Origin of the sequence: Pseudomonas sp. PvP089 (assembly GCF_017875165.1) — a bacterium.
In the GTDB taxonomy this organism is placed as follows: Bacteria; Pseudomonadota; Gammaproteobacteria; order Pseudomonadales; family Pseudomonadaceae; genus Aquipseudomonas; species Aquipseudomonas fortuita.
Genome location: NZ_JAGGME010000001.1, coordinates 4,691,513 through 4,715,819, shown reverse-complemented (window position 1 = coordinate 4,715,819; position 24,307 = coordinate 4,691,513). Strand labels below are relative to the sequence as shown.

The window sequence follows — 24,307 nt, the reverse complement described above, 5'->3', positions numbered from 1 at the left end:
TGGCACGCTGGCAGCCCCGGTGGCCGGTCTACCATTGTTTCATAAAAGATTTTGAGCTCAAGGGCAGGGCAGGGCGGTGACACCGCCCCCCGCCTGCCGATACTGGAGAAATAAAGCATGAGCAACTGGTTAGTCGACAAACTGATCCCTTCGATCATGCGTTCCGAGGTGAAGAAGAGCTCGGTGCCTGAGGGCCTGTGGCACAAGTGCCCAGCCTGTGAGGCCGTGCTGTATCGTCCGGAGCTGGAAAAAACCCTGGATGTCTGCCCCAAGTGCAACCACCACATGCGCATCGGCGCACGTGCGCGCATCGATATCTTCCTGGATGCCGAAGGCCGTGCCGAACTGGGGGCCGACCTGGAGCCGGTCGACCGCCTGAAGTTCCGTGACGGCAAGAAGTACAAGGATCGCCTGACCGGCGCCCAGAAGCAGACTGGCGAAAAAGACGCGCTCATCTCCATGAGCGGCACCCTGATGGGCATGCCGATCGTGGTCAGCGCTTTTGAGTTCTCGTTCATGGGCGGCTCCATGGGTGCCATTGTCGGCGAACGCTTCGTACGCGCGGCCAACTACGCCCTGGAACACCGTTGCCCAATGGTCTGCTTCTCTGCTTCGGGCGGTGCGCGCATGCAGGAAGCGCTGATCTCGCTGATGCAGATGGCCAAGACCTCGGCGGTGCTGGCGCGCCTGCGCGAAGAGGGCATCCCGTTCATCTCGGTGCTGACCGACCCGGTGTACGGCGGCGTTTCTGCCAGCCTGGCGATGCTCGGCGACGTTATCGTCGGTGAGCCTAAGGCCCTGATTGGCTTCGCCGGCCCACGCGTGATCGAGCAGACCGTACGCGAGAAGCTGCCAGAAGGCTTCCAGCGTAGCGAGTTCCTGCTGGAGCACGGTGCTATCGACCTGATCATCTCCCGTGGTGAACTACGCCCGCGTCTGGCCCGCCTGCTGGCACAGATGACCGGCCAGGAAACCCCGGAGCAAGCGCGTGAGGCGGCTGCTGTCGCGTGATGAAACAACGAACCCTGGGCGAATGGCTCGCCTACCTCGAGCAGTTGCATCCCTCGGCCATTGACATGGGCCTTGAGCGGTCGCAGAAGGTGCTTGCCCGGCTGGCGCTAGGCAAGCTGGCGCCACGTGTGGTGACGGTAACCGGCACCAATGGCAAGGGCTCGACCTGCGCATTCGTGGCCTCGCTGCTGCGTGCCCAGGGGCTCAAGGTCGGCGTCTACAGCTCGCCGCACCTGTTGCGCTACAACGAGCGGGTAGTGATCGATGGCCAAGAGGCCAGCGATGAGCGCCTGTGCGAAGCCTTTGCCGCCGTCGAGGCGGCGCGGGGCGATATTTCCCTGACCTACTTCGAAATGGGCACGCTGGCCGCGTTCTGGTTGTTCTACCAGTCGCAGCTGGATGCCGTAGTGCTGGAAGTGGGGCTTGGTGGCCGCCTGGACACCGTGAACGTGGTGGATGCCGACCTGGCGCTGGTGACCAGCATCGGCGTCGACCATGTCGATTACCTGGGCAATACCCGCGAGCAGGTAGCCTTCGAGAAAGCCGGGATCTTCCGCCCGGGCAAGCCGGCCCTGTGCGGCGACCTCGATCCGCCACAACCGTTGCTGGACAAGGCCGCCGAGCTGGCTGCGCCGCTGTTCCTGCGTGGTCGGGACTTTGATCTGGCCAGCACCGTGGCCGGCTGGAGCTGGCGCGGTACTGCGGCAGACGGCGCGCAAGTTGCGCTTTGTGACCTGCCACTGCTCGACCTGCCCATGGAAAACGCCACGCTGGCCCTGCAGGCGTACCTGCTGATGGGGCTGCCGTGGGATGCCGCGCAGGTGCGCCAGGCGCTGCTGGCTACCCGTATTACAGGCCGCCTTGATCGCCGCCTGGTGAACTGGCAGGGCAAGCGGGTGGAGCTGTTGCTGGATGTGGGGCATAACCCTCATGCAGCGGAGTACCTGGCCCGGCGCCTGACGGCCCGGCCGCCCAAGGGCCGTCGCCTGGTGGTGTTCGGGCTGCTCGCCGACAAGGACCTGGAAGGCGTGGTCGCGCCGCTGCAGGGCCTGGTCGACGACTGGGCCGTGGCGCCGCTGGATACCCCGCGCAGCCGCCCGGCTGCCGAGCTGGCCACAGCCTTGACGAACCTCGGCGCCGCGGTGAAGTCTTATGCCAGCGTCGACGCCGCCCTTGAAGGGCAATGTGCGCAGGCGACGGCGGATGATCAGGTCCTGCTGTTCGGTTCGTTTTTCTGTGTTGCCCAGGCGCTGGAGTGGCTGGAGCGGCACGCCCAGGAGGGTGGAGTAGATGGCAGTGCTGGATAAAGGGATGAAACAGCGCATGGTGGGTGCGCTGGTGCTGGTGGCGCTGGCGGTTATTTTCCTGCCGATGCTGTTCACCCGCGAGGACGAGATGCGCCAGGTGCACGTCGAGGCCCCGCAAGCACCGGCCATGCCAAGCCTGCCGGAAGTGAAGGTGGAGCCGGTCGCCGTGCCCGAGCCGCAGGCGATTGCGCAAGCGCCGGAGCAGCCAGCGGTGGTGGTCGACGAGTCCACTGCGCCGCCCGCCACGCCCAGTCAGCCCATTACGCCATCGCCGCAAATCCAGGCGCAGGTCCAGCCGGCCAAGCCACAGGCTGCTGCGCCTAAAGTGGAGTCGAAGCCAGTGGCCACCCCGGCACCTGCCGCAGCAGTGGCAAAGCCGGCTGCCCCTTCAAAAATCGACGTCAATGGCTTGCCTGTCAGTTGGTCCATCCAGTTGGCCAGCCTGTCCAATCGTGCCGGTGCCGAAAAGCTCCAGCAAACCCTGCGCAGCCAGGGCTACAACGCCTATATCCGCTCGGCGGGCGGAATGAATCGGGTGTACGTCGGGCCGCTGATCGAGCGCGCCGAGGCGGAGCGGACACGCGACGCCATCAACCGGCAGAACAGCCTCAAAGGCTTTGTGGTGCGTTTCCAGCCAGAGCGCAGCTGATAGCACGAGGGCGGCTTTGCCGGCCATCGCCGGCAAGCCAGCTCCAGAGAGTGCCTGGCAAATCACCCGGTCATGTTTTGTTCTATGAAAGGTGGCTTGCCGGCGATGAAGCCAACACCAATCCACCCGACATTCCGCTTACTCCCAGCCCGTCGCTCTGGTAAAATGCGCCGCCTCAAACGTCTGCAGGCAGCACCGTGGCATTTACCTTGGTTGATTGGGCGATCATCGCGATCATCGCCGTCTCCACACTGATCAGTCTCAAGCGCGGCTTCGTCAAGGAAGCCTTGTCGTTGCTCATCTGGATCGTTGCGGGTGCGGTTGCGTGGATGTTCGGCGGTTCGCTCTCGGTGTATCTTGAGAGCTATATCCAGACGCCATCCATGCGCGTCATCGCCGGCTGCGCCATTCTTTTCGTCGCCACCTTGCTGGTGGGGGCCATGGTCAACTTCCTTGTCGGCGAGCTGATCCGTGTGACCGGGCTGTCCGGCACCGATCGTTTCCTGGGCATGGCCTTTGGCGCTGCGCGCGGGGCCTTGCTGGTAGTGGTGGCCATAGGCCTGATCAGCCTGGGGCCTGTTCAACAAGACACCTGGTGGCAGGAATCACGCCTGATACCACAATTTCTCTTGGTCGCCGACTGGTCGAAAAACCTGATCCTGGGTTTTACCGGCCAATGGACGCCCAGTGGGTTGATCAGCGCTCCGGCTGATCTTCCGTTCAAGGAACAGTTGCTCGGGCCGTCCCGGCCCTGAGCGCTATTCACTCAAGTTTCGTCAAAGTAGGGGTTGCGTCGCATGTGTGGCATCGTCGGTATCGTCGGTAAGTCGAACGTCAATCAGGCGCTGTATGACGCGCTTACGGTCCTCCAGCACCGCGGCCAGGACGCTGCCGGTATCGTGACCAGCCATGACGGCCGGTTGTTCCTGCGCAAGGATAATGGCCTGGTGCGCGACGTCTTCCAGCAGCGCCATATGCAGCGCCTGGTGGGCAGCATGGGCATTGGCCACGTGCGTTATCCGACGGCAGGTAGCTCGACCTCGGCCGAGGCCCAGCCGTTCTACGTCAACTCGCCGTATGGCATCACCCTGGCCCACAACGGCAACCTGACCAACGTCGAGCAGTTGGCCAAAGAGATTTACGAGTCCGACCTGCGCCACGTCAACACCAACTCCGACTCGGAAGTGCTGCTGAACGTGTTCGCCCATGAGCTGGCGGTGCGTGGCAAGCTGCAACCGACCGAAGAGGACGTGTTCGCCGCTGTTTCCCACGTGCACAGCCGCTGCGTCGGCGGTTACGCCGTGGTGGCGATGGTCACTGGCTACGGCATCGTCGGTTTCCGCGATCCCCACGGTATCCGCCCGGTAGTGTTCGGCCAGCGTCACACCGACGAAGGCGTGGAATACATGATCGCCTCGGAAAGCGTGGCTCTGGACGTGCTCGGCTTTACCCTGATCCGCGACCTGGCGCCGGGCGAAGCGGTGTATATCACCGAAGAAGGCCAGCTGTTCACCAAGCAGTGCGCCGAATCGCCAAAACTGCAGCCGTGCATTTTCGAGCACGTCTACCTGGCCCGCCCAGACTCGATCATCGACGGTATTTCGGTGTACAAGGCCCGTCTGCGCATGGGGGAGAAGCTTGCCGACAAGATCATGCGCGAGCGCCCAGAGCATGATATCGACGTGGTCATCCCGATCCCGGACACCAGCCGCACTGCTGCGCTGGAACTGGCCAACCGGCTGGGCGTCAAGTTCCGCGAAGGCTTCGTCAAGAACCGCTACATCGGCCGTACCTTCATCATGCCCGGCCAGGCCGCGCGCAAGAAATCGGTACGCCAGAAGCTCAACGCCATCGAACTGGAATTCCGCGGCAAGAACGTGATGCTGGTGGACGACTCGATCGTGCGCGGCACCACCTGCAAGCAGATCATCCAGATGGCCCGTGAAGCCGGTGCCAAGAATGTCTACTTCTGTTCCGCAGCCCCTGCGGTGCGCTACCCCAACGTCTACGGCATCGACATGCCGAGTGTTCACGAACTGATCGCCCACAACCGTACCACCGAACAAGTGGCCGAGTTGATTGGTGCCGATTGGCTGATCTATCAGGACTTGCCAGACCTGATTGACTCGGTCGGTGGCGGCAAGATCAAGATCGATCACTTCGATTGCGCGGTGTTCAACGGTGAGTACGTCACCGGCGATATCGACGATGCCTACCTCGAGCGTATCGAGCAGGCCCGTAATGACCTGGCCAAGGTCAAGAACCAGGCCGTCAGCGCGATCATCGACCTCTACAACAACTGATTCAGGGAGCGACGGCATGACGGATCAATGGGATGCCGGGCGACTGGACAGCGACCTCGAGGGTGTCGGTTTCGACACCCTGGCAGTGCGCGCCGGTCAACACCGTACACCTGAGGGCGAGCACAGCGAAGCGCTGTTCCTGACCTCCAGCTACGTGTTCCGCACGGCCGCCGATGCGGCCGCGCGCTTTGCCGGTGAAACACCGGGCAACGTCTATTCGCGTTACACAAACCCGTCGGTGCGCGCCTTTGAGGAGCGCCTGGCGGCCATGGAAGGCGCCGAGCAGGCCGTGGGCACGTCCACCGGCATGGCGGCGATCCTGGCCGTGGTAATGTCGCTGTGCAGTGCCGGTGACCACGTGCTGGTATCGCAGAGCGTATTCGGCTCGACCATCAGCCTGTTCGAGAAGTACTTCAAGCGCTTTGGTGTGCAGGTGGACTACGTGCCGCTGGTCGACCTCGGTGGCTGGGAAAAGGCCATCAAGGCCAATACCAAGCTCCTGATCGTCGAGTCGCCGTCCAACCCGCTGGCCGAGCTGGTCGATATCACCGCGCTCAGTGAAATCGCCCATGCCCGCGGTGCCATGCTGGTGGTGGACAACTGCTTCAGCACCCCTGCGTTGCAGCAGCCGCTGAAGCTGGGTGCCGACATCGTGTTCCACTCGGCCACCAAGTTCATCGACGGCCAGGGCCGCTGCATGGGTGGCGTGGTTGCCGGCCGTGCCGAACAGATGAAAGAAGTGGTGGGCTTCCTGCGCACCGCAGGCCCAACGCTCAGCCCGTTCAATGCCTGGATCTTCACCAAGGGCCTGGAAACCTTGCGCCTGCGCATGCGTGCGCACTGCGAAAGCGCCCAGGCCCTGGCCGAATGGCTGGAGCAGCAGGATGGCGTGGAGAAGGTGCACTACGCCGGCCTGCCCAGCCATCCGCAGCACGAGCTGGCCAAGCGCCAGATGAGTGGCTTTGGTGCGGTGGTCAGCTTCGAGGTCAAGGGCGGCAAAGAGGGCGCCTGGCGCTTTATCGACGCGACCCGGGTGATTTCCATCACCACCAACCTGGGTGACAGCAAGACCACCATCGCTCACCCGGCCACCACCTCCCACGGCCGCTTGTCGGCGCAGGAGCGTGAAGCCGCCGGTATCCGCGACAGCCTGATCCGCGTTGCCGTGGGCCTGGAAGATGTGGCCGACCTGCAGGCCGACCTTGCACGCGGGCTGGCCGCACTGTGATCGAAATCCGCGGCAGTACCCCGGGCCACAATGGCCGGGTAGCCTTGGTCACCGGTGCCGCGCGCGGCATCGGCCTGGGCATTGCCGCTTGGCTGGTCTGTGAAGGCTGGCAGGTGGTGCTGAGCGACCTCGACCGGCAGCGTGGCAGCAAAGTGGCCAAGGCCTTGGGCGACAACGCCTGGTTCATTACCATGGACGTTGCCGACGAGGCCCAGGTCAGTGCCGGGGTGTCTGAAGTGCTCGGGCAGTTTGGTCGGCTGGACGCGCTGGTGTGCAATGCGGCCATCGCCAATCCGCACAACCAGACGCTGGAAAGCCTGAGCCTGGCGCAATGGAACCGGGTGCTGGCGGTCAACCTCAATGGCCCGATGCTGCTGGCCAAGCATTGTGCGCCGTACCTGCGTGCGCACAACGGGGCGATCGTCAACCTTACCTCCACCCGGGCGCGGCAGTCCGAGCCCGATACGGAGGCCTACGCGGCGAGCAAGGGCGGCCTGGTGGCCTTGACCCACGCCCTGGCCATGAGCCTGGGCCCGGAGATTCGTGTCAATGCGGTAAGCCCGGGCTGGATCGATGCCCGTGACCCGTCGCAGCGCCGCGCCGAGCCGTTGACCGACGCCGATCATGCCCAGCACCCGACGGGCAGGGTGGGTACCGTGGAAGATGTGGCGGCCATGGTTGCCTGGCTGTTGTCGCGCCAGGCGGCGTTTGTCACTGGCCAGGAGTTTGTGGTCGACGGCGGCATGACCCGCAAGATGATCTACACCTGAACATTCTGCTTATCATTTACGGGCCTCTTCGCGGGTGAACCCGCTCCCACAGGTACAGCGCAGTGCTAAAGACCTGTGCCGTACCTGTGGGAGCGGGTTCACCCGCGAAGGGGCCCGTACAGGCAAGCGCACTATTTTGCCCTTTTTGAAAAAAATTCAATGGGGCTATTGACTTAGCTTCGCCATCTGCGTAAATTTCGCGGCCTCAGCGAAGCAAACGCAACAAGCAACATCGCGAGGGTGATTAGCTCAGCCGGGAGAGCATCTGCCTTACAAGCAGAGGGTCGGCGGTTCGATCCCGTCATCACCCACCACTTCCTGAGAAGTTCCTGGTGCAAGGTTTCGCAAGAAGCCCATAGCCAGAGAGGAACGCACTGCGCAGCGGTAGTTCAGTCGGTTAGAATACCGGCCTGTCACGCCGGGGGTCGCGGGTTCGAGTCCCGTCCGCTGCGCCATTTTTCAGTAACAGATGGGTGCTTTGCACCGGTCTGAAGCCACAAGGCAAATTGTCTTTGGCTGATCCCAGTTTCAATCAGGTGCAAGCCTGAACGATACGCAGCGGTAGTTCAGTCGGTTAGAATACCGGCCTGTCACGCCGGGGGTCGCGGGTTCGAGTCCCGTCCGCTGCGCCATCTTCGCTTCAAGGTCCCTAGAACACCTTGAAGCAAACACAAGAGAAGCGATCATGTTATCGCTTTTTTTGTGCCTGCCCTGAGGCCTTGGCGCCGGAAGGGTAGACCCAGGTTTCAATCGGGTGAAAGCCTGAATGATACGCAGCGGTAGTTCAGTCGGTTAGAATACCGGCCTGTCACGCCGGGGGTCGCGGGTTCGAGTCCCGTCCGCTGCGCCATCTTTGCCTCAAGGCCCCTTTGAACGCCTTGAAGCACAAAAAGAGCGACCTTAGGGTCGCTTTTTTTGTTTCTGCGGCTGAAAACCTGTCTTTACCCATTTTTACACCAACCTGACAGACTCTTCACCGACCAGTGGTTCCTGTGCCTGCCTGCTGTGTTGCACAATAGGCACCTTCTCGACTTACCCGGAATTCGCAATGACCAGATCTTCCGTCTTTGGTGCGCTCGGGCTGGCCCTGGTGCTGGCGGGGGTGGCCGGTTGTTCCTCGAAAAAGACTGCCGTGTACGAGCACGAGAACTTCGATGACTCGGGTACCTTCTCGCGCAGCTTTCCGGTGAGCGATGCCGGCACTTGCGAGGCCGCCCGGCGTGCCTTGCTCAGCCAGGGCTACATCATTACCAACAGCGGTGCCAACCAGGTGGTGGGCAACAAGAGCTTCCAGCAGAACAGCGAGAATCACCTGCAGATCAGCTTCAACGTGACCTGTGCGCCGGATGTGAGCGACGAACAGCGCTCGACCATGTTCGCCAACGCCCTGCAGGACCGTTACGCGCTGAAAAAATCCAACACCTCCGCCAGCCTGGGCGTGGGGGTACTGGGTTCGGTATCGATGCCGATCGGCTCCAGCGACGACTCGATGGTCAAGGTGGCCAGCGAAACGGTGACGGCAGCGCAGTTCTATGACCGTTATTTCGCCTTGGTAGAGAGCTACCTGCCCAAGCCCAAGCCTAAGAAGGTTGAAGAAGCCAAGGTCGAGGCGCCCAAGGTTCCGAAGCCAGCGGTAGAACTGGGGTTACCTGAGCAGGCAGCGGCGAACCCGGTGGCGCCTGCGCCGGCTCCGGAAGCGGCACCGGAGGCGCAAGATGCACCTGCGCCGGCCGTTGCCCCGGCCAGTGAAGCGGCAGCGGCACCGGTGGTGGATGACAGCCAGGGCTCGCAGCCGGTGGCGCCGCCGGCCGAAGCTGCGCCTATTCAGGTGCAGCAGCAATCCCAGCCTGCCGAGGCCGCGTCACCCTCCCTTTGACTGTTTGCCTGTTACAGACACCCGCGATAACTTCCTGAACCCCTGCTACGTTTACCACTCATAAGCTTGTCATCATCCCTTCATCCCACCTGCTTAGGCTGAAGGCGATACCTACGAAGACAATATGAGTAAAGAGGACGCAGGGCGATGGATGAATACCAGGAAGAACTACTCGAAACCCAGGCTTACGAACTGGACACCCCGGAACCGGCTGAAGACGCTACCGAGCTTTAGCCCGCCCGCCGCTGGTTGCGGCGGAACTCCCCCGGCGTTAGGCCCGTCCAGCGCTTGAATGCGCGCTGGAAGGCCTCGGCCGAAGCAAACCCCAACAGATAGGCAATCTCGCCGAAGGCCAGCTCCGTGTCACGGATATAGGTCTCGGCCAGGTCGCGCCGCGTTTCGTTGAGCAGGTCGCGAAAGCGCGTGCCTTCTTCGGCGAGTTTGCGGCGCAACGTCCAGGTCGGTAGCTGTAAGTGCAGCGCCACTTCTTCCAGGTCCGGTTCACGGCCGCCATTGAGCAGCGGGCCCAGCAAGTGGGTAATGCGTTCACCCAGGCTGCGCACCCGTGTGCGTTGCAGCAGCTCTGCCTCACACAGTTGCAGCAGGTGCTGCCAGGTGCTCGGGCAATGCCTTGGGTTGGCCAGTTGCAGGGTTGCGCGGCTTAGCCGCAGCTGGTTGCCCTCGGCCGCGAATTGTACAGGTGTGCTGCACAGCGCCTGATAACCCTTGGCGTAGGCAGGGGCGGCAAACTCGATGTCCAGGCGCTCGGCCTGCACCTGTGTGCCGGCCAGGTCGGCAAGTTGCGCCAGCCAGCCGGCAAGCAGTGAGTCGACCACGAAGCGGTTGTAGGCGTTGTAAGGGCTGATGGAGTAGAAACGCAACCAGGCGCCTTGGGCGTCTTCCTCAAAGCTGGAGTGGCCACGGTAGTTGGCCGCATACAGTGGCTCGAAGCGCAGCAGGGTGCGCGCCGCGTCGCCCAGTGTCGGTGCCTGGGCGGCGGTGACCCCGGCCAGGCCGGCATGCGCAAGGCGGCTCAGGCGGCCCATGTGCAGGCCCAGTGCGGCCTCGCCGCTCAGCTCGATGGCTGCGTGGCCCAGGTGCATGTAACGGGGGATCGACAAGCGCGCGCCGGCCTCGGCAAGGCGGGGCGCACCCAGCCCATAACGGCGCAGCAGGGGCTCGGGGTCGTGCCCCAGTTCGCGCAGGGCCTCTGTCAGCGGCTGGACAAAGCCTACCGAAAGGTCGCCCAGGCGTACGCGGGGGCGGGTCATGAGCCTACAGCCACAGATTCAGCAGGCGGGCGCCAGGGCTGGGGGGACCCGTCAGCAACTCACCCGACTGTCGGGCAAAGCCCTGCCCGTCGCTGGCCTGCTCCCAGAACTGCCCGCGCATGAACACGCTCATGCTGCTGACGCTGGCCCCGGCTGCCTCGGTCAGGCGTTGCCAGGCAGTCTGTTCGCTGACCTCGCCCCGTTGCAGGGCCAGCCCTGCGCTGGCGTCCTGGTGGCGATTGCCGCGCCATGACGCTTCCCAGCTACCCTTGCCGCTGAGGAACACCGGGTTGGCGATCAGCTGTACCGCTTGTTGTGCCAGTTGCTCATGGTTTTGCGGATACCAGCTGTCACTGCCCACCAGGACACCCAAGCGGCCGGCCGGGGTTTGCACCACTTGCAGCGGTTGCTGGCGGCCATCATGGACGTAGCGGCGGATTTCACTGTCGGGAAACTGTTGGCGCTGTGGCTGGCCCAGCAGCGAGCCATCTGCGGCAAACACCAGGCTGCTGTTGAACAGCGGGCCACTGCCGGCATGCAGCACGCCTTGTTTGACATAGGGTGCGGGCAGCACGATGGAGCCGGCCACCAGGGTGACGCCGAACTCCCTGGCCAACCCGCCGAACAACTGCTGATAGTCTGCGGCCATTTGCTCGGCCTTCATGCGCAAATGCGCGTCAGCGCGCCAGTCGTCGCCGTCTGCGCCGAGTATTGCCAGGCCGTAGCGCAGCGGGTTGCTCAGCTCCAGCCACTGCAAGGCCTCGCGGCTGTGCGTGACTTGATAAAGCTCATTCTTTTCCCCACGCGCCCACAGCCAGGTGCCGATGTGCTCCGGCAGCACCACCACCGTGCGCGGGCTCACCAGCCCTTGCGCGCGGGCTTGCTCCAGATAAGCCGCGAGCTTGCGGTGCAGGCGTTGCAGGTTCTGGTAGTCGCCCGGGTACAGCAGCGGCTCGACGCCCAGCAGATTACCGTGCTCGCCCGGCACGCCATGGTTGAGGGCCAGCTCGATGCGCAGGTCGGACAGGTAGTGGCCTTCTGGGCGCTGCTGGGTCCAGAAGCCGTAGCCGCACAGGGAGGCGATCATCACCAGCGCCAGCGCGCTTGCCAGGAGTTTTCGCATGGAACAGGACGAGGCCTTGAGAACCGAGGGTTCCCTAGGGTAGTCCGGCTGTACGTCAGGATCAATAACTTGTCATTTTCGATCATTGAGCCCATTCAAACGGCTGTTTAATCTCGCTGACAGACAAACGACGGGCCCCGCCGACCAGTGAGGTGCCCGCATACCGTGATCACGCCACCAGGGGACTTTTCCATGGCTGCCGACCGCTACCCGCACCTGCTCGCCCCGCTGGACCTGGGCTTTACTACCTTGCGCAACCGCACCCTGATGGGCTCGATGCACACCGGCCTCGAAGAGCGCCCTGGTGGTTTCGAGCGCATGGCTGCGTACTTTGCCGAGCGCGCCCGTGGGGGCGTCGGCCTGATGGTCACCGGGGGCATTGCGCCCAACGATGAAGGCGGGGTGTATTCCGGCGCGGCCAAGCTCAGTACCGAAGAAGAGGCCGCCAAGCACCGCATCGTCACCGAAGCCGTGCACGCGGCGGGTGGCAAGGTGTGCCTGCAGATCCTGCATGCCGGGCGTTACGCTTACAGCCCTCGGCAGGTGGCACCTAGCGCGATCCAGGCGCCGATCAATCCGTTCACGCCCAAGGCGCTGGACGAGGAGGGCATCGAGAAACAGATTGCCGACTTCGTCAATTGCGCGGCACTGGCCCAGCGCGCGGGTTACGACGGCGTCGAAATCATGGGTTCGGAAGGCTACTTCATCAACCAGTTCCTCGCCGCCCACACCAACCACCGCACCGATCGCTGGGGCGGCAGCTATGAAAACCGCATGCGCCTGGCGGTGGAAATCGTCAGCCGGGTACGCGGCGCGGTAGGGCCGAATTTCATCATCATCTTCCGCCTGTCGATGCTCGACCTTGTTGAGGGTGGCAGCACTTGGGACGAGATCGAGCTGCTGGCCAAAGCCATCGAGCAGGCTGGCGCGACCTTGATCAACACCGGCATCGGCTGGCACGAAGCGCGTATCCCCACTATCGCCACCAAGGTGCCGCGTGCGGCATTCAGCAAGGTCACGGCCAAGCTGCGTGGGGTAGTGAATATTCCGTTGATCACCACCAACCGTATCAATACGCCGGAAGTGGCCGAAGCTGTATTGGCCGAAGGCGATGCGGATATGGTTTCAATGGCCAGGCCGTTCCTGGCCGACCCGGAATTCGTCAACAAGGCAGCGGCTGGCCGTGCCGATGAGATCAACACCTGCATCGGCTGTAATCAGGCCTGCCTGGACCACACCTTCGGCGGCAAGCTGACCAGTTGCCTGGTCAACCCGCGTGCCTGCCACGAAACCGAGCTCAACTACCTGCCCGTGCGGGCAGTGAAGCGCATTGCCGTGGTCGGCGCCGGCCCGGCTGGCCTGGCTGCGGCCACCGTGGCGGCCGAGCGGGGCCACGCGGTGACCCTGTTTGACGGCGCAAGCGAAATCGGGGGCCAGTTCAACGTGGCCAAGCGGGTGCCGGGCAAGGAAGAATTCTTTGAAACCCTGCGCTACTTTCGCAACAAGGTGAAGAGCACGGGCGTGGACCTGCGCCTGAATACCCGTGTCGACGTGCAGGCGCTGGTGAGCGGCGGCTACGACGAAATCATCCTGGCCACTGGCATCGCACCGCGTACCCCGGCCATTCCCGGTGTTGAGCACGCCAAGGTGCTCAGCTACCTGGACGTGCTGCTTGAACGCAAGCCGGTAGGCAAGGCGGTCGCGGTCATTGGTGCGGGTGGTATCGGCTTCGATGTCTCCGAATACCTCGTGCACCAAGGCGTGGCCACCAGCCAGGACCGTGAGGCGTTCTGGCAGGAGTGGGGCATCGATACCCGTCTTGAGGCGCGTGGCGGTGTGGCCGGGATCAAGGCCGAGCCGCATGCGCCGGCGCGGCAGGTGTACCTGTTGCAGCGCAAGAAGTCCAAGGTGGGTGATGGCCTGGGCAAGACGACGGGCTGGATTCACCGCACCGGGTTGAAGAACAAGCGGGTACAGATGCTTAACAGTGTCGAGTACCTGGGTATCGACGATGCCGGTTTGCACATTCGTGTGGCCGACGGCGAGCCGCAGGTGCTGCCGGTGGATAACGTGGTGATCTGCGCTGGCCAGGATCCGCTACGCGAATTGCAGGACGGCCTGGTGGCGGCGGGGCAGTCGGTGCACCTGATTGGCGGGGCTGATGTGGCGGCCGAGCTGGATGCCAAACGGGCGATCAACCAAGGTTCGAGGTTGGCGGCGGAACTCTGAGATCGCTGGGGCTGCAAAGCAGCCCCAGGATTTCGCTGGTAAACTCGCACGATGCTTTTCGACCTCCCTCAAGCGCCCCTGCAACCCCTGAACCTGCCTTGGCTGGCAACTGCCAATGTCGAGGCCGCCATCCTGCGGCTGGACCTGATCGACCCACTGGTCAGCGGCAACAAGTGGTTCAAGCTTCGCCTTCACCTGCAGCAAGCCAGCGTCAGCAAAGCCCCGGGCCTGATCAGCCTTGGCGGCAATCACTCCAACCACTTGCACGCCCTGGCCGCCGCCGGCAAGCGCTTCGGCTTCGCCACCGCCGGCCTGCTGCGGGGCCACGTTCAGGAAACACCTACGGTGCGTGACCTTCAGGCGTTGGGCATGGAGCTGCACTGGCTCGGCTACGGCGGCTACCGCGCGCGCAACGAAACCGGATTCTGGGGCCCCTGGCAGTCACGCTACCCAGGCTGGCATTGCATCCCCGAAGGCGGCGGCGGCCCGGCTGGTGCACAGGGCTGTGCGCTGATCATGCAGCAGGCGCGTTCGCAGCTCACGGCATTGGGCTGGTCGGGCTACGATGCCTGGTGGCTGGCTGCTGGAACCGGTACTACCCTGGCCGGCCTGGTGCTGGCCGAGGCGGGTGCGCATGTCGTACATGGCGCATTGGCCGTGCCCAGGGATCATGGCGTGCCGGAGACGGTGGCAGCATTGGCCGGTACACACGGCTACCAGCTACACGATGCGTGCCGTGGCGGTTTTGGCAAATTCGACGATGAGCTGCTGGCCTTCATTGCCGGGTGCGAGCAGCACAGTGGTGTACCGCTCGAGGCCCTGTACACCGGCAAGGCCCTGCTGGCCCTGCGTGATCAGGTCGAGGCCGGGCTGTTTGCGCCCGGCACTCGCCTGATCGTTGTGCATACCGGTGGCCTGCAGGGCCGGCGCGGTTACTTGAAGGGCAGCATGCGCAGCAGCGTGTTGTCGCGCTGCACGTAGTGGTGATACAGCCCGGCCAGGGCGTGCAGGCCGATCAACCAGTAGCCCCAACTGCCCACGCGTTCATGCCAGCCTTTGATGAACTTGGCCTGGTCCGGGTCCGGGCCAATCAGGTGTGGCAGCTCCAGGCCGAAGAACGGCACAGGTTTGTCGGCGGCGCTGAGGATCAGCCAGCCGGCCAGTGGCATGCCGATCATCAGCAGGTACAGCGCCAGGTGCATCAGGTGCGCAAGCCCGGTCTGCCAGGCCGGCGGCTTGGGCACGATGGGCGGGGTAGGGCGGCTCAGGCGCATGGCCAGGCGCAGCCAGACCAGCACGAACACGCTGAGCCCGAGCATGAAGTGCAGGTCTTTCATCAGATTGCGTTCGGCGCTGTCCTTGGGGAACAGGCCACGCAGTTCGATGAGCGCATAAACAGCGGCCAGCAGCACCAGCATCAGCCAATGCAGGGCGATGGACACGCGTGCGTAATGGGTCGCGGGGTTGGATGAAACCATGATCGGTCCTCGTCATCAGGTCAAAATGGCGCTCTTGCTGGCGCTCAGGTACCACTGTAGTGGTTACCAGAAATAAATCTTTGCGCTAGGTCTGTGAAAATTGTGTTGCCAGCACCGGCCCTATCGCCGGCAAGCCAGCTCCCACAGGGACGATGCTGAGCCTGGGGCCTGTGCAGTGGGAGCTGGCTTGCCGGCGATAGGCCCGGTACAGGTAACATCAGGCACCGGGCACGTGCGGCCAGTCATCAGCCACCAGAAACACCCGCTCCACCTCCTGCCAGGCACCCTCGGCATCAGCCTCCAACCTCACCAGCAACTGCGCCGGCGCCTGCCGCTCCAGCACATGCAACCAGGCCGCAAACTGCTCCACCGTCCAGCCTTCACCTGCCTCGACCCGCGCAGGTGCCAGCCAGGCATGCCGCTGCAAGGGCTGCCAATGTTCACCCTCTGCCATGACCCAGTCCCGCCGGCGCACCCAGCGCCCGTGCAAGTGCTGCGGGTTGGCGCCCGCGGGTGGCTCGGCATGGCCAGGCCATGGATAGAACAGGTAGCCACCCAGCCACACGTGTGCCTGCACCTGCTCAACCCCCAACCGCGCCAACAGCTCGCGGCTGTGCGCGCCGTTCGACATGGGCAACTGGTGCCCCGTCAGGTGCGCAAGTTTGCTCCCCAGCCGGTCATGGCACCCAGGTCCCAGCCAGGCATGCGGGTCGTGCCCGGCGTCTTGCGGCCCCAGGTACAACTTGATCGCCAGTTCCAGGTGGTGCACACCGTCGCGGTCGCGCAGCACCACGTCCAGCTCGCCCAGGGTGTGCCCACCGTCACGGATTGCCAGGTTGGCCGCCAGCAGCTCGATGCCGGGTGCCTGGCCCAGGGCAAATTGCCACAGCCGTTCGTAGTAAAGCCCCAGCCGCCGGCTGCCGAGCTTTGCCAGCCACGCTTGCAGCGGGCGATCGTCGGCATCCAGCGCTCGCAACCAGCCCTCGAGACGCTGCGGCTGCTGCGCCCAGAGGCTGCCCGTCAGCGGGTGGCGCTGGGGACAGGGCGGGGTGCTGAGCAGGGGCGGCGACAGCAGCGCCCAGGCCAGGTCGCGCACGGCGGGGCGGCGTAGCTGCCGGGGCAGGTCGATGAGCAGGGCGAATGGCATCATCCTGCGAGCATAGCCGGTTTGCCGCTACCCGGTGGTTTCGCCCATAATCGGGCCATCGTCACCCGTCGCAGAGCCCCGCAGGAGCCCCATGGAGCAATTTCGCAATATCGGTATCATCGGCCGCCTTGGCAGCTCGCAGGTGCTCGACACCATTCGCCGACTGAAAAAATTCCTCCTCGATCGCCACTTGCATGTGATCCTCGAGGACACCATTGCCGAAGTGCTACCCGGCCATGGCCTGCAAACCTCTACCCGCAAGCTGCTGGGCGAGGTCTGCGACCTGGTCATCGTGGTCGGCGGCGACGGCAGCCTGCTGGGCGCCGCCCGCGCCCTGGCCCGGCACAACATTCCGGTGTTGGGCATCAACCGTGGCAATTTGGGCTTCCTCACCGACATCCGCCCTGACGAGCTGGAAGAGAAAGTTGCCGAAGTGCTCGACGGCCACTACCTGGTGGAAAACCGCTTCCTGCTGCAGGCCGAGGTGCGTCGCCATCACGAGGCCATTGGCCAGGGTGATGCGCTGAACGACGTGGTGCTGCACCCAGGCAAGTCCACGCGCATGATCGAGTTCGAAATCTACATCGACGGCCAGTTCGTCTGCAGCCAGAAGGCCGACGGCCTGATCGTCGCCACGCCCACCGGTTCCACTGCCTACGCGCTGTCGGCCGGCGGCCCGATCATGCACCCCAAGCTCGACGCCATCGTCATCGTGCCGATGTACCCGCACACCTTGTCGGGCCGGCCGATCGTGGTCGACGGCAACAGCGAGCTGAAGATCGTGGTGTCCAAGGACCTGCAGATCTACCCGCAAGTGTCCTGTGACGGCCAGAACCACTTCACCTGCGCCCCCGGCGACACCATCACGGTGAGCAAGAAACCGCAGAAGCTGCGCCTGATTCACCCGCTGGACCACAATTACTACGAGGTCTGCCGCACCAAGCTCGGTTGGGGCAGCCGCCTGGGGAGCAGGGACGACTGATGCTCGATCCGGCGCGAAGTTTCGACATCATCGGTGACGTACACGGCTGTGCACTGACCCTTGAACGCCTGCTCGACGCCCTCGGTTATAAGCGTGTGGCCGGCGTGTGGCGCCACCCGCGGCGCCTCGCGCTGTTTCTGGGCGATATCGTCGACCGCGGGCCACGCATTCGCGAGGCGCTGCACATCGTCCATGACATGGTCGAGGCCGGCCAGGCGTTCTGCATCATGGGCAACCACGAATATAACGCCCTGGGCTGGGTCACCCCGGCACTGCCCGGCAGCGGCAAGGCCTATGTTCGCGAGCACACGCCACGCCACGCCCGGCTGATTGACGAAACCCTCACCCAGTTCGCCCACCACCCCGGCGACTGGCACGATTTCGTCAACTGGTTCTACCAGCTGCCGCTGTTCATCGATGCCGGGCGCTTCCGCCTGGTGCACGCCTGCTGGGACCCGCGGTTGATCGAGCCGCTGCGCCAGCAATACCCCGACGGGCGCATCGATGAACACTTCATCCAGGCCTCGGCGGTCAGTGGCAGTTTTGCCGACACGGTGTGCAACCGCCTGTTGCGCGGCACCGACATGCGCCTGCCGGACGGCCTGACGCTGACCGGCGGCGACGGCCTGACCCGCGCGTTCTTCCGCACCAAGTTCTGGGAAGAAGACCCGCAAACCTATGGCGACATCGTGTTTCAGCCCGATGCCTTGCCCGAGGAGGTAGCCAGTACCCCGCTCAGCCACAGCCAGAAGAACGCCTTGCTGCGCTATGCCGAAGACGAGCCCTTGCTGTTCGTGGGCCATTACTGGCGCAGCGGCCGCCCAGCGCCGATCCGCGCCAACCTGGCCTGCCTGGACTACAGTGCCGTGCTCTACGGCAAACTGGCCGCCTACCGGCTGGATGATGAAACCCGCATTGACCCGCACAAGTTCGTCTGGGTCGACGTCGACCGCCCACAGGCCAACCAATGAACATTATCGAAGTGATGCGCCTGCCGCTGTCGGTCGACCTCAGCGGCTTCGTCCACCTGCTGCAACGTCTGCAGGTGCCGCACCGGGTCAGCGAGGAGGGCGATGTCCAAGTGCTCTGGGCACCCGACACCCTTGCCGAAGACGTGCTGCAACTCTACCAGCGCTACCCCGACGGCAACGCCGACCTCCAGGCGGTGGAGCAACCTGTGGGAGCGGGGCCTGCGAACGGCCCCACACAACCCTCCCTGGTGCAGCAGGCCAAAGCCTGCAAGATCACCACCCTCACGCTGCTGCTGTGCTTCATCGTCGCCGGCCTCACCAGCCTGGGCGACAATTTCACCACCATCAGTTGGTTTACCTTCCTCGACTTCCGCGTCCAGGGCGACTACCTGTACTTCAGCTCGCTGGCACAAGTCCTGGACCAAGGCCAGTGGTGGCGCCTGGTATCACCCATGCTGCTGCACTTTGGCGTGCTGCACCTGGCCATGAACAGCCTGTGGTACTGGGAGCTGGGCAAGCGCATCGAGTTGCGCCAGGGCCCGTGGATGCTGCTGGGCCTGACCTTGCTGTTCAGCCTGGTGTCCAACCTGGCCCAGCACTACACCAGCGGGCCGAGCCTGTTCGGCGGCCTGTCCGGCGTGCTGTACGGCTTGCTCGGGCATATCTGGCTGTACCAGTGGCTGGCGCCCAACCGTCACTTCAACCTGCCCAAGGGCGTACTGGTGATGATGCTGGTCTGGCTGGTGGTGTGCCTGACCGGCGTGGTCGGCACCCTGGGCCTTGGCCAGATCGCCAACGCTGCCCATGTTGGCGGGTTGCTCATCGGATGCCTGACCGGGCTCTTGGGTGGGGCGCTGGCCCGGCGTAAACTGTCGGCTTGAATCAGGAGACACTATGTCCACTTTCGCGCAAATGATTGAAAACATCACCCCGGAAATCTACGAAAGCCTGAAACTGGCCGTGGAAATCGGCAAATGGTCGGATGGCCGCAAGCTCACGGCCGAGCAGAAAGAGCAGTCGCTGCAGGCGGTCATCGCCTGGGAGATGAAAAACCTGCCCGAAGAGCAGCGCACCGGCTACATGGGCCCGCAGGAATGCGCATCGAAGTCTGCGCCGATCGCCAACATTCTGTTCAAGTCGGACTCGGTACATTGATCGAACTCGCTCGTGGCTCGTTGAGCAAGATGGCAGTAAGCCTGCAGGCACCCGTGGTGCAATACAGCTTCCGGCTGGATGACACGCAGGTGCCAGTCAACCCGCTGATCGGCCAGCGCCTGCGCCTGGAATACCTCGGCGCCATTCACTGCAGCCATTGCGGCAAGCGCACCAAGACCAGTTTCAGCCAGGGTTACTGCTACCCGTGCATGACCAAGCTGGCCCAGTGTGACCTGTGCATCATGGCCCCGGAAAAATGCCACTACGATGCCGGCACCTGCCGCGAACCGTCGTGGGGCGAACAATTCTGCATGACCGACCACGTGGTCTACCTGGCCAACTCGTCGGGGATCAAGGTCGGCATCACCCGCGCCACCCAGCTGCCCACTCGCTGGCTCGACCAGGGCGCCAGCCAGGCCCTGCCGATCATGCGTGTGGCCACCCGTCAGCAATCAGGCCTGGTGGAAGATGTACTGCGCAGCCAGGTGCCAGACCGCACCAACTGGCGCACGCTGCTCAAAGGCGATGCCGAGGTGCTCGACCTGCCCGCCATTCGTGAGCAGATCTTCGACGCCTGCGCCGACGGCTTGCGCGAGCTGCACGGGCGCTTTGGCCTGCAGGCGATTCAGCCGCTGCCCGACGCCGAAGTGGTGCAGATGAACTACCCGGTCGAGGCCTACCCGAAAAAGATCGTCAGCTTCAACCTCGATAAGGACCCGGTGGCCGAAGGCACGCTGCTGGGCATCAAGGGCCAGTATCTGATCTTTGACACCGGGGTGATCAATATTCGCAAGTACACGGCCTACCAGTTGGCCGTGCTCCAGTAAAAAGGACCTGCACATGCGTACCGAACAACCGCAAGTGATCTACCTGAAGGATTACCAGGCGCCCGAGTACCTGATCGACGAGACGCACCTGACTTTCGAGCTGTTCGAGGACCACACCCTGGTCCACGCGCAACTGGTCATGCGCCGCAACCCGGCACGCGGTGCCGGCCTGCCGCCTTTGGTGCTAGACGGCCAGCAGCTGGAACTGCTGCGTGCCTCGCTGGACGACCAGGAACTGCAGTCGGGCGACTACCAGGTCGATGCCGACAGCCTGACCGTCCATCCCAAGGCCGAACGCTTCACCCTCGACACCAGCGTGAAGATCCACCCTGAGCGCAACACTGCGCTGGAAGGCCTGTACAAGTCCGGCAAGATGTTCTGCACCCAGTGCGAGGCCGAGGGCTTCCGCAAGATCACCTACTACCTCGACCGCCCGGACGTGATGAGCACTTTCACCACCACGGTGATCGCCGAGCAGCATCGTTACCCGGTATTGCTGTCGAACGGAAACCCGACGGGCAGCGGCCCGGCCGAGGATGGCCGCCACTGGGCAACCTGGGAAGACCCGTTCAAGAAACCGGCTTACCTGTTCGCGCTGGTGGCCGGGGACCTGTGGTGCGTCGAGGACACGTTTACGCGTCAGTCTGGCCGTGATGTGATGCTGCGCATCTATGTCGAACCCGAAAACCTCGACAAGTGCGACCACGCCATGGTCAGCCTGAAGAAGTCCATGCGTTGGGACGAAGAAGTCTACGGCCGTGAGTATGACCTGGACATCTTCATGATCGTCGCGGTCAACGACTTCAACATGGGCGCCATGGAAAACAAGGGCCTGAACATCTTCAACTCCAGCTGTGTGCTGGCCCGTGCCGAAACCGCCACCGATGCCGCGCACCAGCGCGTCGAAGGCGTGGTCGCCCACGAGTACTTCCACAACTGGTCGGGCAACCGGGTCACCTGCCGTGACTGGTTCCAGCTGTCGCTCAAGGAAGGCTTCACGGTGTTCCGCGATGCCGAGTTCAGCGCCGACATGAACTCGCGCACGGTCAAGCGCATCGAAGACGTCGCCTACCTGCGCACCCACCAGTTCGCCGAAGACGCTGGCCCCATGGCCCACCCGGTGCGCCCGGACAGCTTCATCGAAATTTCCAACTTCTACACCCTGACGGTGTACGAGAAGGGCGCCGAAGTGGTGCGCATGGTCCGTACCCTGCTGGGCGCCGACGGCTTCCGCAAGGGCAGCGACCTGTATTTCGAGCGTCACGATGGCCAAGCGGTGACCACCGATGATTTCATCAAGGCCATGGAAGACGCCAACGGTGTGGACTTCACCCAGTTCAAGCGCTGGTACAGCCAGGCCGGTACCCCGCGTCTGGACGTGAGCGAAAGCTATGACGCAGTTGCACAAACCTACAGCCTGACCTTCCGCCAGAGCTGCCCGCAAACCCCGGACAAGGCCGAAAAGCTTCCGTTCGTGATCCCGGTCGAGCTGGGCCTGCTGGACGCTCAAGGCAATGACCTGCCGCTGCGTCTGGCCGGTGAGCCGGCAGCTGGCGGTACCAGCCGTGTGCTGTCGGTGACCGAGGGCGAGCAGACCTTCACCTTCGAGGGTATCCAGGCCAAGCCGCTGCCCTCGCTGCTGCGCGGCTTCAGCGCACCGGTGAAGCTCAGCTTCCCCTACAACCGCGACCAGCTGATGTTCCTGATGCAGCACGACAGCGACGGTTTCAACCGCTGGGAAGCGGGGCAGCAACTGTCGGTACAGGTGTTGCAGGAGCTGATCGGCCAGCATCAACGCGGCGAAGCCCTGAAACTCGACCAGCGCCTGATCACGGCCCTGGGCACCGTGCTGGGTAACGCGTCGCTGGACCCGGCCATGGTTGCCGAAATGCTTTCGTTGCCGGGCGAGGCGTACCTCACCGAGATCAGCCAGGTGGCCGACGTGGACGCCATCCACGCAGCCCGCGAGTTCGCCCGCCAGCAGATCGCCGAGCAGCTGTTCGACGCCCTGTGGGCGCGCTATCAGGCCCACCGTGAAGTGTCGCGCGGCACCGCCTACGTGGCCTCTGCCGAGCACTTCGCCCGCCGTAGCCTGCAGAACATTGCCCTGTCGTACCTGATGCAGAGCGGCAAGCCGCAGGTGCTGGAAGCGACCCTGGAACAATTCGATCAGTGCGACAACATGACCGAGCGCCTCACGGCCTTGGCGGTGCTGGTCAACTCGCCGTTCGAAGCCGAGCGGGCCAAGGCCCTGGAAGCCTTTGCCGAGCACTTCAAGGACAACCCGCTGGTCATGGATCAGTGGTTCAGCGTGCAGGCGGCCAGCACACTGCCGGGCGGGTTGGCACGGGTCAAGGCGTTGATGCAGCACCCGGCGTTCACCCTGAAAAACCCGAACAAGGTGCGTGCGCTGATTGGGGCCTTTGCCGGGCAGAACCTGATCAACTTCCATGCCGCCGATGGTTCGGGCTATCGCTTCCTCGCGGACCTGGTGATCGAGCTGAATGCGCTGAACCCGCAGATCGCCTCGCGTCAGCTGGCGCCGCTGACCCGCTGGCGCAAATATGACGATGCGCGTCAGGCGCTGATGAGGGGCGAGCTGGAGCGGATTCTGGCTTCGGGTGAGCTGTCCAGTGATGTGTATGAAGTGGTGAGCAAGAGCCTGGCTTGAGTTTTCTGTAGTCAGTGCCGGCCTCTTCGCGGGTAAACCCGCCCCCACAGGTACTTCACCGCTTTCATGGACGGTGTAGCACCTGTGGGAGCGGGTTTACCCGCGAAGCTTTTTGGGCCGACAACAAAACATAACACCCCGCCCGTTGTAATCGCGCAGACATCCCCGCTACGATCCCCTCAAGCTATTGCAGGCCTCTAGATCAGGCTTTTTGCAGTACCTGCAATGCATTGACCCACCAACAAGAACACAACAAGGGGGCAGTCATGAGGGAACAGCTACGGGCGCCGGCCAGGCGTGGTGCCTGGCCATTGGCGGCCAGCGCATTGCTGGCACTGGCATTGGGGGTGTGGGCTGACAGTGCCCAGGCCGCCGCTGCCGACGAATACTCCACCGAATCTGCCAAGGCCAGCCAAAGCCTGCTGATCGGCGCCACCCATGCCGGCAAGCGCCTGGTGGTGGTGGGTGATCGCGGCCATATTCTGTTCTCCGACGACCAGGGCAATACCTGGACCCAGGCTCGTGTACCCACCCGGCAGTTGCTCACCGCCGTGTTCTTCCTCGATGACAAGCGCGGCTGGGCGGTCGGCCATGATGCGCAGATCCTCGTCAGCAGCGACGGCGGCGCAACCTGGACCAAGCAGTTCGAAGACCTCGCCCGTGAAGCACCCTTGCTCGATGTCGCTTTCCTCGATGCGCAGCACGGCTTTGCCGTAGGGGCCTATGGCGCCTTGATGGAAACCACCGACGGCGGGCAGCACTGGCAGGACGTGGCCGAGCGCCTGGACAACCCTGACCAGTTACACCTGAACGGTATTGCCCGTGTGCGGGATGCCGGCCTGTTCATCGTAGGCGAGCAGGGCGGCATGTTCCGCTCCGCCGACAACGGCCAGACCTGGGCCAAGGTGCAGGGCCCCTACGAGGGCTCGCTGTTCGGTGTGATCGGCACCGCCCAGTCGCACGCCTTGCTGGCCTACGGCCTGCGCGGCAACCTGTTCCGTTCCACCGATTTTGGTGACAGCTGGCAGCCGATCGAACTCAAGGTCGCGCGCGGCAACCTCGAATTCGGCCTGGCAAGCGCTACGCTTCTCGATGATGGCACCTTGGTGCTGGTCGGCAACGGCGGCAGTGTGCTGCGCAGTACCGATGGCGGCCAGACCTTCAGCGTGTACAACCGCGCCGACCGCATCGCCCTGGCTGGCGTCAGCGGCCTGGCCAATGGCGGCCTGCTGCTGGTGGGGCAGGGCGGCGTACACCTGGCGGATGCCCAGGGTGCCGAAGGGGTGAGCCGATGACCAGCAGGGAGAGC

The 24,307-nt window shown here is 63.8% G+C and carries 21 protein-coding genes and 4 tRNA genes; 21 read left to right on the top strand and 4 right to left on the bottom strand.

Annotation, left to right across the window (positions count from 1 at the left end):
- Positions 1-117: 117 nt before the first annotated feature.
- From accD to J3A71_RS21455, 12 genes are all read left to right on the top strand, one after another.
- Entirely contained in the window at positions 118-1,011 is an 894-nt protein-coding gene (accD, locus tag J3A71_RS21510) for an acetyl-CoA carboxylase, carboxyltransferase subunit beta (RefSeq protein WP_096425771.1), read from the top strand.
- Positions 1,011-2,318: a bifunctional tetrahydrofolate synthase/dihydrofolate synthase gene (folC, locus tag J3A71_RS21505; protein ID WP_060519100.1), complete on the top strand. Its 1,308-nt coding sequence runs from the start codon at positions 1,011-1,013 to the stop codon at positions 2,316-2,318. The genes accD and folC overlap by 1 nt, the downstream gene beginning before the upstream one ends.
- Complete coding sequence (locus J3A71_RS21500) at positions 2,302-2,967, top strand: SPOR domain-containing protein (protein ID WP_096425772.1); 666 nt, start codon at positions 2,302-2,304, stop codon at positions 2,965-2,967. The genes folC and J3A71_RS21500 overlap by 17 nt, the downstream gene beginning before the upstream one ends.
- 197 nt (positions 2,968-3,164) lie before the next feature.
- Positions 3,165-3,722, top strand: a complete 558-nt coding sequence (locus J3A71_RS21495; RefSeq protein ID WP_016485525.1) for a CvpA family protein — start codon at positions 3,165-3,167, stop codon at positions 3,720-3,722.
- 42 nt (positions 3,723-3,764) lie between these two features.
- Complete coding sequence (gene purF / locus J3A71_RS21490; protein WP_016485526.1) at positions 3,765-5,270, top strand: amidophosphoribosyltransferase; 1,506 nt, start codon at positions 3,765-3,767, stop codon at positions 5,268-5,270.
- Positions 5,271-5,286: 16 nt separating this feature from the next.
- Positions 5,287-6,498, top strand: a complete 1,212-nt coding sequence (locus J3A71_RS21485) for an O-succinylhomoserine sulfhydrylase (RefSeq protein WP_016500858.1) — start codon at positions 5,287-5,289, stop codon at positions 6,496-6,498.
- Complete coding sequence (locus J3A71_RS21480) at positions 6,495-7,268, top strand: SDR family oxidoreductase (protein ID WP_016485528.1); 774 nt, start codon at positions 6,495-6,497, stop codon at positions 7,266-7,268. The genes J3A71_RS21485 and J3A71_RS21480 overlap by 4 nt, the downstream gene beginning before the upstream one ends.
- Before the next feature lie 238 nt (positions 7,269-7,506).
- Positions 7,507-7,582: transfer RNA gene (locus J3A71_RS21475), tRNA-Val, on the top strand.
- Positions 7,583-7,646: 64 nt separating this feature from the next.
- Positions 7,647-7,723: transfer RNA gene (locus J3A71_RS21470), tRNA-Asp, on the top strand.
- A 100-nt stretch (positions 7,724-7,823) separates the two neighbouring features.
- A tRNA-Asp gene (locus J3A71_RS21465) sits at positions 7,824-7,900 on the top strand.
- Positions 7,901-8,041: 141 nt separating this feature from the next.
- A tRNA-Asp gene (locus J3A71_RS21460) sits at positions 8,042-8,118 on the top strand.
- Positions 8,119-8,316: 198 nt separating this feature from the next.
- On the top strand, positions 8,317-9,144 hold the full coding sequence (locus J3A71_RS21455; RefSeq protein WP_016485529.1) for a DUF2242 domain-containing protein: 828 nt from the start codon (positions 8,317-8,319) through the stop codon (positions 9,142-9,144).
- A gap of 230 nt (positions 9,145-9,374) precedes the next feature.
- Here the strand turns inward: J3A71_RS21455 and J3A71_RS21450 are convergent, their stop codons facing one another.
- Positions 9,375-10,415, bottom strand: a complete 1,041-nt coding sequence (locus J3A71_RS21450) for an AraC family transcriptional regulator (RefSeq protein WP_060519093.1) — start codon at positions 10,413-10,415, stop codon at positions 9,375-9,377.
- Between the two features lie 4 nt (positions 10,416-10,419).
- The gene (locus J3A71_RS21445; protein ID WP_016485532.1) at positions 10,420-11,538 is read right to left on the bottom strand and encodes a nitrilase-related carbon-nitrogen hydrolase; all 1,119 of its coding nucleotides are present in this window, start codon (positions 11,536-11,538) and stop codon (positions 10,420-10,422) included.
- A gap of 192 nt (positions 11,539-11,730) precedes the next feature.
- Here J3A71_RS21445 and J3A71_RS21440 point away from each other — a divergent pair, with 192 nt between their 5' ends.
- Both J3A71_RS21440 and J3A71_RS21435 read left to right on the top strand, forming a co-directional pair.
- On the top strand, positions 11,731-13,767 hold the full coding sequence (locus J3A71_RS21440) for an NADPH-dependent 2,4-dienoyl-CoA reductase (protein WP_209953230.1): 2,037 nt from the start codon (positions 11,731-11,733) through the stop codon (positions 13,765-13,767).
- 51 nt (positions 13,768-13,818) lie between these two features.
- Positions 13,819-14,748 carry a pyridoxal-phosphate dependent enzyme gene (locus tag J3A71_RS21435; RefSeq protein WP_016485534.1) on the top strand — a complete coding sequence of 310 codons (930 nt, stop codon included), beginning with the start codon at positions 13,819-13,821 and terminating at the stop codon, positions 14,746-14,748.
- Here J3A71_RS21435 and J3A71_RS21430 read toward each other — a convergent pair.
- Positions 14,700-15,245 carry a cytochrome b gene (locus J3A71_RS21430; protein ID WP_016485535.1) on the bottom strand — a complete coding sequence of 182 codons (546 nt, stop codon included), beginning with the start codon at positions 15,243-15,245 and terminating at the stop codon, positions 14,700-14,702. The genes J3A71_RS21435 and J3A71_RS21430 overlap by 49 nt on opposite strands.
- 217 nt (positions 15,246-15,462) lie before the next feature.
- Positions 15,463-16,395: a DUF1853 family protein gene (locus tag J3A71_RS21425; RefSeq protein ID WP_060519087.1), complete on the bottom strand. Its 933-nt coding sequence runs from the start codon at positions 16,393-16,395 to the stop codon at positions 15,463-15,465.
- An 88-nt stretch (positions 16,396-16,483) separates the two neighbouring features.
- Here J3A71_RS21425 and J3A71_RS21420 point away from each other — a divergent pair, with 88 nt between their 5' ends.
- The 7 genes from J3A71_RS21420 (at position 16,484) to J3A71_RS21390 (ending at position 24,293) form a co-directional block, all read left to right on the top strand.
- Complete coding sequence (locus tag J3A71_RS21420) at positions 16,484-17,374, top strand: NAD(+) kinase (RefSeq protein ID WP_016485536.1); 891 nt, start codon at positions 16,484-16,486, stop codon at positions 17,372-17,374.
- Entirely contained in the window at positions 17,371-18,345 is a 975-nt protein-coding gene (locus tag J3A71_RS21415) for a metallophosphoesterase (protein WP_169725181.1), read from the top strand. Before J3A71_RS21420 ends, J3A71_RS21415 begins: the two co-directional genes overlap by 4 nt.
- Positions 18,342-19,226 (top strand): rhomboid family intramembrane serine protease, encoded by an 885-nt coding sequence (locus J3A71_RS21410; RefSeq protein ID WP_016485538.1) that lies wholly within the window; start codon positions 18,342-18,344, stop codon positions 19,224-19,226. The genes J3A71_RS21415 and J3A71_RS21410 overlap by 4 nt, the downstream gene beginning before the upstream one ends.
- A 13-nt stretch (positions 19,227-19,239) precedes the next feature.
- Positions 19,240-19,500, top strand: coding sequence for a DUF1315 family protein (locus tag J3A71_RS21405; protein WP_209953227.1), 261 nt, complete (start codon positions 19,240-19,242; stop codon positions 19,498-19,500).
- Positions 19,497-20,327 (top strand): DUF2797 domain-containing protein, encoded by an 831-nt coding sequence (locus tag J3A71_RS21400; RefSeq protein WP_016485540.1) that lies wholly within the window; start codon positions 19,497-19,499, stop codon positions 20,325-20,327. Before J3A71_RS21405 ends, J3A71_RS21400 begins: the two co-directional genes overlap by 4 nt.
- 13 nt (positions 20,328-20,340) lie before the next feature.
- The gene (gene pepN, locus J3A71_RS21395; protein WP_016485541.1) at positions 20,341-22,998 is read left to right on the top strand and encodes an aminopeptidase N; all 2,658 of its coding nucleotides are present in this window, start codon (positions 20,341-20,343) and stop codon (positions 22,996-22,998) included.
- 266 nt (positions 22,999-23,264) lie between these two features.
- On the top strand, positions 23,265-24,293 hold the full coding sequence (locus J3A71_RS21390; RefSeq protein ID WP_023048020.1) for a YCF48-related protein: 1,029 nt from the start codon (positions 23,265-23,267) through the stop codon (positions 24,291-24,293).
- The last annotated feature ends 14 nt before the right edge of the window (positions 24,294-24,307 follow it).